The organism is Paenibacillus sp. 8b26 (assembly GCF_050626875.1).
In the GTDB taxonomy this organism is placed as follows: Bacteria; Bacillota; Bacilli; order Paenibacillales; family Paenibacillaceae; genus Paenibacillus.
Window position 1 is genome coordinate 2,890,091 of record NZ_CP192445.1, and the last position, 14,819, is coordinate 2,904,909.

At 46.6% G+C, this 14,819-nt stretch carries 12 protein-coding genes and 1 CRISPR repeat array (1 of these 13 cut by a window edge); of the genes, 8 read left to right on the forward strand and 4 right to left on the reverse strand.

What is annotated here, in order from left to right; genetic code table 11:
* Positions 1 to 380: 380 nt before the first annotated feature.
* The 3 genes from ACQ4MX_RS13335 to ACQ4MX_RS13345 form a co-directional block, all read right to left on the reverse strand.
* Positions 381 to 2,819: a LamG-like jellyroll fold domain-containing protein gene (locus ACQ4MX_RS13335; protein ID WP_431091064.1), complete on the reverse strand. Its 2,439-nt coding sequence runs from the start codon at positions 2,817 to 2,819 to the stop codon at positions 381 to 383.
* Between the two features lie 569 nt (positions 2,820 to 3,388).
* A complete protein-coding gene (locus ACQ4MX_RS13340; RefSeq protein ID WP_431091066.1) occupies positions 3,389 to 3,847 on the reverse strand; it encodes an SRPBCC domain-containing protein in 459 nt (152 codons plus the stop codon).
* A gap of 111 nt (positions 3,848 to 3,958) precedes the next feature.
* Positions 3,959 to 4,915 carry a helix-turn-helix transcriptional regulator gene (locus tag ACQ4MX_RS13345; RefSeq protein WP_431091068.1) on the reverse strand — a complete coding sequence of 319 codons (957 nt, stop codon included), beginning with the start codon at positions 4,913 to 4,915 and terminating at the stop codon, positions 3,959 to 3,961.
* A 212-nt stretch (positions 4,916 to 5,127) separates the two neighbouring features.
* On the opposite strand from ACQ4MX_RS13345, the gene ACQ4MX_RS13350 reads away from it, so the two are divergent.
* The 7 genes from ACQ4MX_RS13350 to ACQ4MX_RS13380 all read left to right on the forward strand — a co-directional run bounded on the left by ACQ4MX_RS13350 (position 5,128) and on the right by ACQ4MX_RS13380 (position 11,675).
* Complete coding sequence (locus ACQ4MX_RS13350) at positions 5,128 to 5,472, forward strand: DUF805 domain-containing protein (protein ID WP_431091070.1); 345 nt, start codon at positions 5,128 to 5,130, stop codon at positions 5,470 to 5,472.
* Positions 5,473 to 5,625: 153 nt separating this feature from the next.
* Positions 5,626 to 7,221: a spore germination protein gene (locus ACQ4MX_RS13355; protein ID WP_431091072.1), complete on the forward strand. Its 1,596-nt coding sequence runs from the start codon at positions 5,626 to 5,628 to the stop codon at positions 7,219 to 7,221.
* Between the two features lie 40 nt (positions 7,222 to 7,261).
* Positions 7,262 to 8,467 (forward strand): Ger(x)C family spore germination protein, encoded by a 1,206-nt coding sequence (locus ACQ4MX_RS13360; RefSeq protein ID WP_431091074.1) that lies wholly within the window; start codon positions 7,262 to 7,264, stop codon positions 8,465 to 8,467.
* A gap of 23 nt (positions 8,468 to 8,490) precedes the next feature.
* Positions 8,491 to 8,742, forward strand: a complete 252-nt coding sequence (locus ACQ4MX_RS13365; protein ID WP_431091076.1) for a hypothetical protein — start codon at positions 8,491 to 8,493, stop codon at positions 8,740 to 8,742.
* Between the two features lie 15 nt (positions 8,743 to 8,757).
* Complete coding sequence (locus ACQ4MX_RS13370) at positions 8,758 to 9,909, forward strand: GerAB/ArcD/ProY family transporter (protein WP_431091077.1); 1,152 nt, start codon at positions 8,758 to 8,760, stop codon at positions 9,907 to 9,909.
* The gene (locus ACQ4MX_RS13375) at positions 9,899 to 11,020 is read left to right on the forward strand and encodes a GerAB/ArcD/ProY family transporter (protein ID WP_431091078.1); all 1,122 of its coding nucleotides are present in this window, start codon (positions 9,899 to 9,901) and stop codon (positions 11,018 to 11,020) included. Before ACQ4MX_RS13370 ends, ACQ4MX_RS13375 begins: the two co-directional genes overlap by 11 nt.
* A gap of 256 nt (positions 11,021 to 11,276) precedes the next feature.
* Positions 11,277 to 11,675: a hypothetical protein gene (locus tag ACQ4MX_RS13380; RefSeq protein WP_431091079.1), complete on the forward strand. Its 399-nt coding sequence runs from the start codon at positions 11,277 to 11,279 to the stop codon at positions 11,673 to 11,675.
* 68 nt (positions 11,676 to 11,743) lie between these two features.
* On the opposite strand, the gene pyk is transcribed toward ACQ4MX_RS13380, so the two are convergent.
* Complete coding sequence (gene pyk / locus ACQ4MX_RS13385; protein ID WP_283654221.1) at positions 11,744 to 13,159, reverse strand: pyruvate kinase; 1,416 nt, start codon at positions 13,157 to 13,159, stop codon at positions 11,744 to 11,746.
* 202 nt (positions 13,160 to 13,361) lie between these two features.
* On the opposite strand from pyk, the gene ACQ4MX_RS13390 reads away from it, so the two are divergent.
* The gene (locus ACQ4MX_RS13390) at positions 13,362 to 14,150 is read left to right on the forward strand and encodes a helix-turn-helix transcriptional regulator (RefSeq protein ID WP_431091081.1); all 789 of its coding nucleotides are present in this window, start codon (positions 13,362 to 13,364) and stop codon (positions 14,148 to 14,150) included.
* Between the two features lie 297 nt (positions 14,151 to 14,447).
* A CRISPR array of direct repeats spans positions 14,448 to 14,819; the repeat unit is 32 nt; unit sequence GTCGCACTCTATATGAGTGCGTGGATTGAAAT (it continues 399 nt past the right edge of the window).

The window sequence follows — 14,819 nt, forward strand, 5'->3', positions numbered from 1 at the left end:
ATTTATATGACCTTTATTTTTTACAAATAAAAATTCACATATTGTACAAGGTTATTTCAACCTAAAACAATAGCCCTCTACAATATGCGAATCTCAGGTCACAATTTCAATATACTCATATTACCATAAGTGTATTGAAAACGCAAGCACTGGTGAATTTAAATTATGCAGAGTGCTCTTGTCCTCTATTTATGTGTCCAAGCTGTATTCATCAGGCGAAAATCAATCATCAACGCCTACTTAAAACAGTATATCCGCAACTGCTTCTTATTATACCAGCAAATGAAAAATAAATATACAAAACATTATGCAGAAGACGAACTTTTTCTAAAATATGCCGTCTTCTGCATCCACTCTGTTGCGTTACCTTTTAACCAGCATCAAAAACCTGCCAATGCCTTAATTTCATCTGTTGTCAGCGCTTTGTCATACAATTGAACCTCATCCAGACTTCCATTAAAGTTAGCATCGGCGGCAAAGCGGCTTTTGCCGAGATAAGCCTCGCTCGTCAGCAGCTCTCTCGGGTTAAAGGTAACGCTGTCATTAACAGCTACCTCTTCACCGTTTACATACAGCTTCCCTGTATTCCCCTCCAGTGTAACCGCTACATGCGTCCACTGGTTCAAGGGCAGCGGTGCTTTGGAAAGCAAGCTTTGATCTGTACCTTCATGGATCGTAAACTGTAGCACATCGCTTCCTTGGGATGGGGTCAGAAACATATGGCGGCTCTGTCCGTTTCCGAAGTCAAAAATTCGCTGCCAGGCTGCGCCGCCCTTCCAGTTTACCCAAGCGGAAAAAGTAAAGTCCTCCGCATCTGTTACCGTACCCGGTAGCTGCACATAGCCATCCTTGCCGTTTAAAGTAAGAGCACCACCGGATTTGCCTTCCTTGTCCCATGTGGCTCCCCCAAATGCCTTGCCATCATAGTTGTTGTATGTGCTGTCCACGACCGTTGTCCCTTGATCCTCGCTCCATGAATAGTGCGCGAGCTGCGGACCTTGAGCCTGTTCGGGAACAATGGCCTGGAAGTTTTTCTTCGCCGTTGCTTTGCCTTTTTTAATGGTCGCAGTCAATGTGACCGTTGCAGGCTGGGAACCCGCTTCTGGACGATACACTTCACCTGTCACGGAAATGTTCTCAGGACGTGAGGACTCCCACGAAATGGTGGTATCTTGTGTAGCTTGAGTAGGCAGCGTCAGATTATAAAAAACGTTGCTCAAATCGCCCAGACTCAGATCCTTCTGCACAGCAGCCACAATCTTGCTGGCCTTCAGTTCAGGCTTTAGCGTACCCCATACCGCAACACCCTTGGAGGATAGCGCAGTGAAAGCAAGCGTCTTGGTGCCCGTATCTGGATCAAGGTGCCGCAGGAAAACACCTTTGTACTTTGTACCATCCGCTATAATCTCCAGTTGGTTACCTGTGCCAAGCTTCCATGTACCTTTCGCTCCGCCGGACAGTTTGCCGCCGCTATCCAAACTGACGGTCAGAGCTTGCTTAATATTGGCCGAAATTTCTTTTCCGTGATTTACATACGAGTATTGACCAAGGACATCCTTTTCCGACAACTTTTTAAGAGAATCCTCATCTCCCGAATAACGATAAGGAGCAACTACGGGCCAACCGTCAACGTTCATGAATATTTCATGCACGCGTACCTCAAATTGCTCGCCCCGTCCCGGAAAACGGGAATGGAAGATCAGAAAATGCTTCTTGGTCTTGGGATCGTAATAAGCCGAGTTATGTCCGGGAGAAACATAGCCTGTACCCAGTCCTGTGCCCGGATCACCGACTTCCCTTGGGATCAGGTAATTCCCTATCAGCTTGACACCGTACGGCTCAATGGAGGCGTCATCAAAAAGAGGTTTGTCAGGGTTCGCCTTGACCTTGATCATGTCGTTGCCCTCAGCATCGTAAAAAGGACCATCCGGTGTTTTGGAGCGAGCCACACGAAGGTTGTATCCGCCATCCGCCGACAAGCCGCCATAAGACAGGAACAAGTAATAATAGTCTGTTTGCGGACTGTATTGTATGTACGGCCCTTCTATACGGGCATGGTTACCGCCTGTCAGCTTTTTCCCATATCCTTGTCCGGGCAGCGGCTTCCCTGTTTTCTCATCCATTTCCAGAATAAAGATGCCTCCTGAATAGGACCCGTATACCATCCACAGCTTGCCGCTCTTATCATAAAAAGTATCCGGGTCCACGGCATTCGGATGCTTGGTCGCATCATAGACGGCTCCGTCCTCACTCGGTTGTCCCCACATGCCGGATTTCAGGAAAATCCCTTTGTTCTTGTAGGGTCCTTCGATTTTGTCAGCCACCGCTACACCCATCGCAGAGCGCGGAGAGTCACCTTTGCAGGCATTATAGTACATATAAAACTTGCCGTCCGCCAGTTGAATGACATCCGCTGCCCACAGCGTGTCCGTCTGTGCCCAATCGAGAGCCTCTTTTAGTTCCTCTTTGACGTTCGGGATCAATACGTTACCGTTCGCCACTCCTGTAGCAATCGTATCCCAATTCATGAGATCCTTGGACTTGGCAGCCGCCAAATGAGAGCCAAATATATAAAAGGTATCGTTCACCTTCAGAATGGAAGGATCATGCACGGAGGTTTCCTTGAAAGAAGCTGTCACCTTTCTGCTCTGAATTGTAACGTTCTCCAGACTCTGATCTTGAAGTGTAATCTGTCCCGGGTTTTGAACTTCATCTGTACCCGGATGGAGCGTTTGCTCCGCGCCTGCAAAAGAGGCAGGTAACAGCAAAGCACCTGCCAGAGAAACAGTCGTTACTTTGCGGAAAAATAATCGTTTCATTAACTAATCTCCTCTCGATTTGAACAAACCTGGTTAATCAGCGGTCAGGCCTCTAATGTATTTTGATTCGTTTATTTTCCTCTTGAAATAGATACTCATCATCACCCCCGGCAAATATTAAAGCGCTTTCAATTTGTTCAAAAAATAAAATCCCTTCTCTTAAATTAAAGCGCTTTCAATTTGTTCAAAAAATAAAATCCCTTCTCTTAAGAAGGCAGGTTCAAACCTGACGGTGAACCGTACCTCTATATTATGCAATCAATATGGAAAATTCAATACTTAATTTTATATTTTTATGAATTATTTAATAAAATTATTAATTATATTAATTCATCTATTTGCGTAGTCTCTTCTTCCTCTTATCCCACCTGTAGATTCAATGGTTCCACATGAGTTAATTTCAACTAACTGTTAAAGCGACAAAGGCAGGATGTGCTTCAGCGCATCCTGCCTTTGTTATATAAATCTATTGTATTTATGAATCCGGCAATTGAAATCCATACGCTGTTATTCCAGCCAAATTCAAACGGTACTGACTGCTTCAATTCCTGTTTTCCGTGTTGTCTTTGTTATTTGTTGCCTTCGAAATCAAGCGTGTTTCCAGTCTCTACTAACGTTTTTGTATTACTTAGAACATGCCACCAAGCATTGTCACTCGGTCCATAGGAAGGATCGTCAGGATGCCACTCATCATGGATAAGAGACAACTTCGTGCATCCGCCCACTGGCTCTATCAGCCAGGAAATCCGGGATTCATAGTTCTCTCGCCCTTTCAGGTAAGAGGGGCCTACCTTATGCGTAAAACGCAGGGCCTTCAAGGGAGCATACTCCAGCAGCGTCCCGTACACATGAACGGTTTCTTCGCCCTCAGCGCCCGGTCCAACATACTCCAGCAATTCCCCCTCCTTGAAGCTGGAACGGATTATGCTTCCGTAATAGATTTGCTGAACGTACTCCGGAGAGACCAGACATGCCCATACCTGTTCGGGCGTCCCCCCAATGTAGACCTCATATTTCAGTTCTTTCATGTTTTGTTCCTCCTTAATAATATGTGCTTGTACTTTCTTATACTTAAGACTCGTTTACACTATACAAAAAGGACACTGACAGCTACAGTCAGTGTTCCCAAAGAGACAAAATTAATTTTCGTAATGGCGAGCCATTTCCGAGGCAACCACCACCAGCCGCTGCTTCAACGCCGCTGGCTCCCGAATATACAGCGTTTTCCCATAAGGCAACAAGAAATATGGGACATAAGTGAGCAATGAGTTTTCGTCCAGCAGAAACCGGGCCCATCCCTCCTCCCGCTGATCCAAGGTATGCCCGAATAGCCAATGACCGCAAAGATCATTTAATATCATCTCGGATGACTCAATTACCACGGCAACCAACTCCTCTGCTCTTTCCCGGGCAGGAAGCAAGCTCTGCAGGAGAAAATCGCGCGCAGAGAAATCGGCAGGACGTATGAAGCTCGCGCCACTACACCGGAGTCCGATAATTCTATCGACACGGAAGTTACGGATCTCCTGCCGCTGGTGGCAATACGCGATGCTGTACCACTGCCCCTTCCAAAGTACAAGCCCATAAGGATCAATGGAACGTGAGGAGACCGTTTCTTCATTCCCCTTGCGGTACTCCATGTCCAGAGTGTCTCCGTTCGCTATGCCTGATTCAAGCTCTTGCATAATTTCTGCCATTGCCCCATTAGACGTATGGAGCGTTTCAATCCCGCGCTCATGGCTCTCCATCCGTTCGATTTGTTGGACGTTGCTGTATCGCTTCAGCTTATCCAGCGCCCGTTCAAGCGCTTGGACATACGGATATCCCGTCCCACGGACGAAGGCGGCTGCTTGGACAAGCGCCTTCTGCTCTTCGGCGTCGAAGAACAACGGTGCTTCGACGAAGTTATCAGGCAGACAGTAGCCGCCACCAGGTCCGGCATCGGCAATAACCGGAACCCCACTGACGCACAACGCATCTATATAACGGTATACCGAACGAACGCTGATTTCCAGCGCTTCCGCTAATTCGCCTGCGGTTCGTCTACGCTGCTTTAACATCCAGAGGATGGATAGCATATGGTCTGCTTTGGACATCAGACAATCTCCTCCCTGAACAGTTCAATTACAAGCAGTGTACAGCGAAAACTTTGTATCGCCAACTTACGTGTCGGCAGGGAGTGCAAGTAATGGCAAATAGTATGAAATAAATGTATTACATATCCTACCTTTCCTGCCGATATACCTAAAAGGACAATTTTGAATTACCTTAAAGTAAACCTTTAAATTTTTTGGGGAGGTGAAAATATATGCAATGGTATTTAAATGGATTAAAAAACTATGTAGGATTCCAAGGTAGAGCACGACGTACAGAATACTGGATGTTTGTTCTGTTCAGTACGATCGCCACTTTTATAATCGGTTTGATCGATGGTCTTGTGGGCTTAACTCCGATCTTGACGTACCTTTATTCTTTGGCTGTCCTGTTGCCGTCTCTGGCCGTTATAGCCCGTAGACTGCACGACACAGGCAGAACCGGATGGTGGATTCTACTCATTTTGATTCCTTTAGTTGGCTCAATTATTCTGATTGTATTCTTATGCCAAGACAGTCAACCCGCTGAGAACAAATATGGAAAAAATCCTAAATTGTAATTGGTGCAGATGCCTGAGAACCTCTTTCACTCTTGTGAAAGAGGTTTTTTCATCTTCCCCCTCCAATCATCGAAATTCCAATAGTAAGTTTATGGGAAGCCCACTGCGTCCATACTGGATTAAAAAGCATCCGCAAGGAGAGGGCGAACATTCATGCATTTTCGGAAAAGAAGCAGCCACAACAAGTTTAAAAAGCCACCTGTCCAGCACACCGAGAGTAAGCCTGCACATTCAGAGGCGCAGCTCAGTGCAAATATCGGGTCAAATCTTCAGCGGATCAGACAAGCACTCGGTAACAGCACCGACATCATCATAAGAGAAGTTCGTATCGGCAAGGATGGTGAACAAATCATTGCGATCCTCTATACCGACGGTTTGGCGGATAAAAACGTAGTCTCCGACTTCATCATGGAGTCGATGATGCTGGATAGCAGCTTGTCCAGCGACGTGGAGAGTAGTATTCAAACCTCCTCCCATGTTCTGCAGATTTTAAAAGATTACGCCCTGACCATCGGGGACATCCGGGATGTAACCGACTTTGAAACCTTATATAACGCTCTGTTGTCCGGAGATGCAATCATTTTGGTTGACGGTGAGACGCAGGGAATCGTGGCCAGCGCACGAGGATGGAAAGATCGCGGGGTCACCGAGCCCGCTTCGGAAAATGTCGTCCGTGGGCCGCGAGAGGGATTTTCTGAAACACTGCGCACGAATACGGCCTTGATCCGACGTAAGATTAAAGATCCGAACCTGTGGCTGGAAACAAAACAAATTGGCCGCGTGACCCAAACCGATGTCGCAGTCATGTATATCAAGGGAATCGCGGACCATAAATTGGTCGAAGAAGTGCATGAACGACTGAATCGCATTGATGTAGACGGCATTCTTGAAAGCGGGTATATCGAGGAGTTAATTCAGGACGAAACATTTACCCCTTTTCCAACAGTATACAACTCCGAACGCCCGGATGTCATCGCCGCCGAGCTGTTGGAAGGAAAGATCGCGATCCTGGTGGATGGAACCCCGTTTGTGCTTGTCGTACCCGCGCTGTTTGTTTCCTTCCTGCATGCGGCGGAGGATTATTATCAGCGTGCCGATATCAGCAGCTTCATTCGGGTTCTTCGTTACACTGGAGTCTTTATTTCCCTGCTTGGTCCGTCCTTATATGTTGCCATCACTACGTTTCATCAGGAAATGCTGCCAACCTCACTGCTGATCGGTCTGGCGGCACAGCGGGAGTCCGTTCCTTTTCCCGCCTTTATCGAAGCGCTCATGATGGAATTGACTTTTGAAATATTACGGGAAGCCGGCGTCCGCATGCCGAAGTATATCGGGGCAGCTGTCTCCATCGTAGGCACGCTCGTCATCGGACAAGCGGCAGTCCAGGCTGGGATCATATCAGCGGCGATGGTCATTGTCGTATCCATTACTGCGATTTCCAGCTTCGTTCTGCCTGCCTATAATATGTCCATTGCTTTCCGTATGCTGCGATTCCCTTTGATGGGGCTTGCCGCTTCATTTGGACTATTCGGGATTATCGTCGGCGGTATTGCTCTCATCCTGCATATGTGCAGCCTTCGTTCGTTTGGCATTCCTTATATGGCTCCTTTTGCCCCTTTAATACCGTCGGACACCAAGGATACCATCTTTCGGCTTCCTCACTGGATGATGATTACACGTCCCCGACTCATTGATCAGAAGAATGTGAATCGCCGAAACAGCACCCCGCCCCGGAAACCACGGGAATAAAGCGGAGAAGACAGGAACAGACGGAAAGGGGTAGACAAGCATGAAACAGAAGACGGCATTTCTGTTCCTGATGCTTACACTCGTCTTGCTTCTAACGGGCTGTTGGAACCGCAGGGAACTGAATGAGCTTGCTATCGCCGTCGGGATGGGGATCGATAAACATGGAGATCAATTCCGTGTCTCCGTCCAGGTTGTGGACCCCGGAGAAGCAGCATCCAAAAAAGGAGCAGGCGGTGGGGCTCCAGCCACGTTGTACACCACGGAAGCTGATACTGTGTTAGAAGCCATTCGGAAAATTACGACGCTTAGTCCCCGAAAAATGTATTTTTCTCACCTGCGCATATGCGTAGTCGGTGAGTCGATAGCAACGGAAGGAATGGCAAAAGCTTTGGATTTACTCTCCAGGGATCATGAGTTCCGCACCGATTTTTATATTGTGGTGTCAAAGGGCACCAGTGCGGAGGACACATTGAAAATTATGACGCCCCTGGACCCGATTCCGGCGAATGACCTTTTCTCCTCCCTGGAATCATCGGAGAAAAGTTGGTCGCCCAGTATGACGGTAACCTTGGATGAATTGATTGCAGCTCTCACGAGCGAAGGAATGCAGCCTATCTTGACAGGACTTCGGATCGTTGGCAATACAGAAATGGGAGAATCGAACAGCAATGTCCAAAAAATCGACCCACCTGTCCGTTTACAGTACTCGGGACTTGCAGTGTTCAGAAAAGACAAATTAATCGGATGGTTAGACGAAACGGAAAGCAGGGGCTACAACTACATTCTCGGCAAAGTGCAAAGCTCTGTCGGCTTTGTGGCCTGCCCCGAAGGCGGAAAAGTCGTTACAGAGATCATTCGAACCCAAACTGCCATAAAAGGAAGCGTGCATAGGGGAGAGCCCCGGATCAATATTAAAATGCATGTTGAGGCCAACGTGGGAGAAGTTGAGTGTCAGGCCCTGGATTTAACCAAAGTGAGCACGATTTATGAGCTGGAGAAGAAATTGGAAGAAAAGATCGAAGAGATTATGAAATCAGCCGTCAGAAAAGCTCAAAAATCGTACAAATCTGACATTTTCGGATTCGGTGAAGCCATTCACCGCGCTGATCCGAAGACCTGGAACGCACTGAAAAAAAATTGGGATCGTGAGCATTTTGCAGAATTGCCTGTAGATATCAAGGTCGATTTCAAAATTCGGCGCTTGGGCACGATTGGCAGCTCATTCCTGAATGATATGAAGGAGTAACCTACCAAAGAAGGTGTTAAAAGATGCTGCCTAAATTAATGAACGTGCTGGGCATACTGCTGGTCGCTGTTGCAATCAGCATGTTTGAGGTCCCTTACATGCGGAAAAAGGGTTTAAAAAAAGAGCTTTGGCTGTTTTACATCCTGCTATTTCTTGGGGTCGGAATCAGCAGTGCCAAGGCATTAAGTGGGTTTATTCCTACTCCTCTGGATTGGATCGCAGCCGTGTATAGGCCATTCAGCGATTTCCTGACCCATATCGGTCTAATAAAATAAGACGAGGTGAAATTAGTGCCCGGGCAGATCAGAATCTCAGCAAGTCAGCTTATGATCCTGACGACTTTATATACGGTCGGGAGCGCAATCCTCATCATCCCGTCAGGCATGGCGCTGGTAGCCAAGCAGGATGCGTGGATGGCCGCGCTTGTCGGGGTCGTGGCCGGGCTTCTCGTCTTGTATTTGTACATCAAGCTTGCGTCGCTGTATCCGCAAAAGACCCTGATTGGAATTATGGAAGCCCTGCTCGGAAAGTGGCTAGGCAAAGCTGTCGGTCTTCTGTTTTTCGCCACATTTTTCATCAATGCTCCTGTTCCCGTTTTATTTTACCTGGGGAATTTTATGACCACTCAAATGATCCCGGAAACACCAATACAAGCGGTCAACATCCTTTTTGCGCTTATTATATTGTTGGCTGTCCGGCTGGGACTGGAAGTGATAGCTCGTTCTGCCGAACTGATGTTTCCGTTATTTATTCTGCTTTATATTTCTTTTACGGGTTTGATAGTGTCCAATATTAAATTGGAAAATGTTCAACCTGTACTGGAGGCTGGAGTGGGGCCTATTTGGTCTGCTGCCCTGTCCTTTGTCAGCACAGCGTTTCTGCCTCACATCCTTCTGCTCATGATTTTCCCGGCTTCTGTCAATCGTTTTGATCAAGCCCGTAAAGCTATTTTCACAGGAAGCCTGATTGGCGGATTAATGTTGGTCGTGGTCGTTTCATTGGCTATTTTGGTACTAGGTCCTGATCTAACCGCAAGAAATATATATCCAAGCTATGCGTTAGCCAAAAAAATTAGCATCGGCAATTTTCTACAGCGTATCGAAGCGATCATGGCTACGATGTGGTTTATTTCGCTCTTTTTCAGGATCACGTTGTATATGCACTCCATTGTGACAGCCATAGCCCAAATCTTTCGCTTGAAAAATGACCGCCAGCTAGTGCTTCCTCTCGGCATTCTTTTAGTCGCCTTGTCGACCATCGTATATCCCAATGTGCCTTATCAACAAGCCTATGATACCAAGACGTGGATTCCTTATGTATTATCGTTGGGGTTGTTTTTACCCTTACTGCTGCTCAGTATACATGTCCTGAAAAGGCTGGGGACAAACAAGAATAACAAGCCAGATGATAAACGTGAAAATAGAGGTGAGGATGGTGCATAAGCAAGTCAAAATCTCCACACGTCAATTGTTGATCTTAACGATATTATTTACAATCGGCACTGCAATTCTCGTCATCCCTTCCGTTATGGCCGCTACCGCTAAACAGGATGCATGGATCGCTGCAATCGTCGGAGTGGGTGCTGGGCTGCTGTTGATATGGCTTTACAACACGATCACCATCCTGTATCCGCAGATGACCCTGATCGAAATCATGGAGACCCTTTTGGGCAAGTGGTTGGGGAAATCCATTGCTCTACTGTTTATGATTACGTTTTTTCTGAGTGGCCCTGCTGCGGTGTTGTATGATTTGGGGAATTTTTTGACTACTCAAATGATGCCGGAAACGCCGATTCAAGCGGTCAACATCCTTTTCGCGCTTATTGTATTGATGGGCGTGCGCCTTGGACTTGAAACGTTGGCCCGTTCTGCTGAGCTATTGTTTCCGTTGTTCCTTCTGCTGTACACGGCTTTTGTCGTTTTGGTAGTATCCAATATCAAACTGGAGAACGCTCAACCGATGCTGGAGAAGGGAGTTGGACCCATTTGGCCTGCTGCTTTATCCTTTATCAGTATTGCATTTCTGAGCCATATTGTTTTACTCATGATTTTTCCGTCTGTAGATCGCCCCGATCAAGCCCGTAGAGCCTTTTTAACAGGAAGCCTGATTGGCGGGTTGATTCTGGTTGTGCTCATTGTATTGGCCGTTTTAGTTTTTGGCCCTGATTTAACAGCAAGAAATATATATCCAAGCTATTCATTAGCCAAAAAAATAAACATTGGAAATTTTCTTCAGCGTATTGAAGCGATCATGGCCGCCATGTGGTTTATTTCGCTCTTTTTCAGGCTGGCTCTGTATATGCAATCGATTATGATAGCCATTAGCCAAATCTTTAATCTAAAAGATGAGCGTCCGCTGATCTTCCCTATCGGGATGATCCTGATCGTTATGTCGGTGATCATATATCCAAATGTCCCATACCAGCAATCCTGGGATGCAAAAATATGGACATCCTTTATCTTATCCATGGGCCTTTTTTTGCCTCTACTGCTGCTCTGTATTCACGGGATACGAAAACTCTGGTCCAGAAAAAAAACAGGGTCCGAAGGATAGACCTTATTCATCCTGTGAGCCATTATGAGCCTCAGTGAAATTTTTTTGCTGTAACCTGTTTACAATGTGCACTTTTAGTTTATTTTAAACGAGTATTAAGCTGGCGCTAAGATTGGGCGTGTATGATGTATTTAAGAATCTGGTAACTACATAAAAACCGGATGGGCTAAAGGCAAGAATATTACTCCCGTTGGATATCCATATACCGTTCCACCCTGTCAGAATTTTAAAGAAATCAAAAGGAGACTTTACTCTTATGAATCGAAAACGAATCATGGTTATCTGCACCTTGTTACTGGCGTTGTCTATTGGGCAGTCCTCTACATGGGGAAGTCGGGCCAATGCTTCTGCACTGGCTCCAGAGAGAGCCCTTCAGCTACAGGATAGTGAGGCTTCCAAGGATGATGAGTTGCTGGAAACACTGGGTGTATCCTCGGATGAGCAATTGTATGATGCGTTGTATAACGGTCAAACCTTGGCAGATATTGCACAATATAATGAACGGGACGCTCAAGCTGTCGTTGATTTGCAGGTGGCTCAGTTGACAGAGCTGTTAGATCAGCGGCTGGCCAACAAGAGTATTACACCTGAACAGTACCAAGCCCATAAGGCAGAATTGACGCAGGTCGTTGCCAAGAGTGTGTTTGGACTGTAAAAAAAGTCCATGTAAAAAGGCGCTGAGCCCGTTGGGGATCAGCGCCTTTCTGCTGTCTGTATCTACACTTACACTTGATGTACTCGAATCAGGTTGGTGGCACCGGCCTCGGCAACAGGAACGCCTGCCGACACGACAACGGTGTCTCCTTTTTGAATATACCCTGCATTCAGGGCGTTGCGGATGGAGGATTCGAACATTTCATCCGTCGTCACTACTTTATCGCCTTTGACCGGGAATACCCCGGATAACAGACAAATTTTAGCGAACACCGTATTGTTCGGGGTAACTGCAATAATTGGAGCCTTTGGACGATATTTGGACACCATACGGGCCGTGAAGCCGCTGGCCGTAGAAGTAATAATCGCTTTGGCATCGAGCTCCAGGGACGAACTAACCGCACCTTGACTGATGACCTCGGTAATGTTCGTGCTTTGGCGTGCTCTGCGCTTATCGAACTGCTCTTGATAATCAAATTGAGATTCAGCTCTGGCGGCTACGGCAGCCATCGTCCGCACGGACTCGACAGGGTATTTACCCGCAGCGGATTCGCCCGACAGCATAACCACATCGGCTCCTTGCATAACAGCGTTAAACACGTCACTAACTTCGGCTCTCGTCGGACGCGGGTTTACCTGCATGGATTCCAGCATGTGTGTAGCCACGATCACCGGCTTGCCAACCAGATTACACTTGTCGATCATTTCCTTTTGCATCACAGGTACGTCCTGAATCGGCACTTCAACACCCAGATCACCACGGGCTACCATGATTCCATCCGAAGCCTTGATAATGTCATCGAGGTTTTCCATACCTTCGGCATTTTCAATTTTAGAATAAATTTGTACATGCTCGGCGTTGTGGCCCTTCAAAATCTCACGAATTTCGCGAATATCATCGCCTTTACGCACAAAAGAAGCCGCAATAAGCTCGATACGCTGCTCCACTCCGAATTGGATGTGCTTCACATCGCGCTCTGTTACGCCCGGAAGGGTCGTATGAATCCCTGGCAGGTTCACACCTTTTCTCGGTTTCAAAATACCGCCGCTTACAATGGTACAGATCATTTCGGTTCCCTCAATAGAGGTTACAGTCAGATCGACCAAACCATCATCAATGAGAATACGGTCGCCTGCTTTGATATCCTTCGGCATATCCGGGTAGTTGACCGAAATACGGTGCTCGTCCCCCAAAATTTCTTCCGTGGTCAAAATAAGCTGGCTACCTGGCTTCAGCAGACAAGATGCTTCTTTCAGCTTGCCAATCCGAATTTCCGGTCCCTTGATATCCATCATGACGGGAATAAAGGTGTTCAGTTCCTTCGCAGCCTGCCGCACATTTTCAATACGTTTAACGTGATCTTCCAGCTCCCCGTGAGCCATGTTCAAGCGGGCTACTGTCATACCGGCCTGGATCATTTCTTTTAACAAATGAATGGAGTCGCAGGCAGGTCCCATAGTACAGATAATTTTCGTTTTAAGCATAGTAATGTCATCCTCCTGAATGTCTTTACTGTTTGGTTTCTATTCCACTTTCACTTCAGAATTTTTGCAAAATCCTCAGTTCTCTATCTATTAAACTTCTATGGTTCTATTTTACTTGTACCCGTGCGTCAAGACTATGAACTATAGTATGATGAAGGTACTATAGTACAATACATTTTTAAGACATCGGAGAGTGGGCCTCGTGATTACAATGACGGACATGCGACAGGACCATGGTATAGACTGGTACGAAAAGGCTGGCCCGAATAGCAGCGACGATGACTTACTGTTCATTTTGGTTACCTTTGGAAAATGTGTATATTGGGTGAACGGTTGCAAGTTTATTCTCGGCAAGGGAGAAACGCTGATTCTGCCCGGACATTTGCCTTACTACGGCAAGAGCATTCCTACACTTTTTCATACCAAGTATGTGATACATTGCCACAAAACATGTACGAACCACACACTTCCCCTACTGAATACAAACCAGCCGTTGCTGATCAAGCTCGGATGCTACGATATGCTGCATGAACGGATCAAGTCGGTGTACTACCAATGGACTGAGCGCCCGAGCTACTATGCAATGATGGCTGACTGCTTACTGACCGAGGCGATGATTTATATCAATCAGGAATGGGACAAAGGTGCCGTTTCTTGCGATAAAGAGAAGCATGTAGAGCATATGAAGCAGTATATTCAAAATCATTATCGGGAAAAGGTGACGAAGGAGGAGCTGGGAGACGCGATCCGTAAAACACCCAACTACGCAGCTACCCTACTGCGCGAGGTAACACACCAAACCATCAGCGAGCATGTACATACGCAGCGTATTAAAACCGCCATCTACATGCTGACCGAGTCCCGACTGACGATCCGTGAAATTTCAGAGTATGTGGGGTATAGTGATGTTTCCTATTTTCATCGGATATTCAAACGGCTGACAGGCTGCTCCCCATCCGAGTTTCTGGATGAACGGTCTTCGATCGTTTAGGCGTGACTTGTACAGTGGAAAGAGAAGGCAGAAAAAGACTGGAAAAAGTTGCGAAACTCCGTATTTAAATGTATGTTGGATTCAACTGGATAGACAACAAATACCTCATTTTATAAAGTGCGAATGTGAAGCTCACATAAAAACCCCGGTTCCTTCGCACCTCGAAATTTGTCGAAAAAGGCTTGGATGGGTTGTAATGGGTGAATGTCAATGCTTGATTCAAGCCTTTTCGGCATCGTTTATTGCGAAAATGTATGATATTGATACCATTAGGGTATAAATCACTACATTTCCGCTGTCGCACTCTATATGAGTGCGTGGATTGAAATCAACTGCATTCATTGCTTGACTCACATTATTTATAGTCGCACTCTATATGAGTGCGTGGATTGAAATTCCAGCCAACTTATCGACTGTCTGCTGCATGCTTAGTCGCACTCTATATGAGTGCGTGGATTGAAATACCTACATCGGATACGTGGTAGAGCAAACGACGGAAGTCGCACTCTATATGAGTGCGTGGATTGAAATATGGCCCGGTTGTCGGCCTCAAGGTTGTAAAAACCGTCGCACTCTATATGAGTGCGTGGATTGAAATTTCAAAACACGATGCAGACGGTCAGACACAAACCAGGTCGCACTCTATATGAGTGCGTGGATTGAAATAAT

Coding starts and splice junctions, on each gene's coding strand:
- ACQ4MX_RS13340 (WP_431091066.1), bottom strand. CDS start 3,847: ATGAAAGAACTGAAATATGAGGTCTACATTGGGGGGACGCCCGAACAG.
- ACQ4MX_RS13360 (WP_431091074.1), top strand. CDS start 7,262: ATGAAACAGAAGACGGCATTTCTGTTCCTGATGCTTACACTCGTCTTG.
- ACQ4MX_RS13345 (WP_431091068.1), bottom strand. CDS start 4,915: ATGTCCAAAGCAGACCATATGCTATCCATCCTCTGGATGTTAAAGCAG.
- pyk (WP_283654221.1), bottom strand. CDS start 13,159: ATGCTTAAAACGAAAATTATCTGTACTATGGGACCTGCCTGCGACTCC.
- ACQ4MX_RS13335 (WP_431091064.1), bottom strand. CDS start 2,819: ATGAAACGATTATTTTTCCGCAAAGTAACGACTGTTTCTCTGGCAGGT.
- ACQ4MX_RS13355 (WP_431091072.1), top strand. CDS start 5,626: ATGCATTTTCGGAAAAGAAGCAGCCACAACAAGTTTAAAAAGCCACCT.
- ACQ4MX_RS13350 (WP_431091070.1), top strand. CDS start 5,128: ATGCAATGGTATTTAAATGGATTAAAAAACTATGTAGGATTCCAAGGT.
- ACQ4MX_RS13365 (WP_431091076.1), top strand. CDS start 8,491: ATGCTGCCTAAATTAATGAACGTGCTGGGCATACTGCTGGTCGCTGTT.
- ACQ4MX_RS13375 (WP_431091078.1), top strand. CDS start 9,899: ATGGTGCATAAGCAAGTCAAAATCTCCACACGTCAATTGTTGATCTTA.
- ACQ4MX_RS13380 (WP_431091079.1), top strand. CDS start 11,277: ATGAATCGAAAACGAATCATGGTTATCTGCACCTTGTTACTGGCGTTG.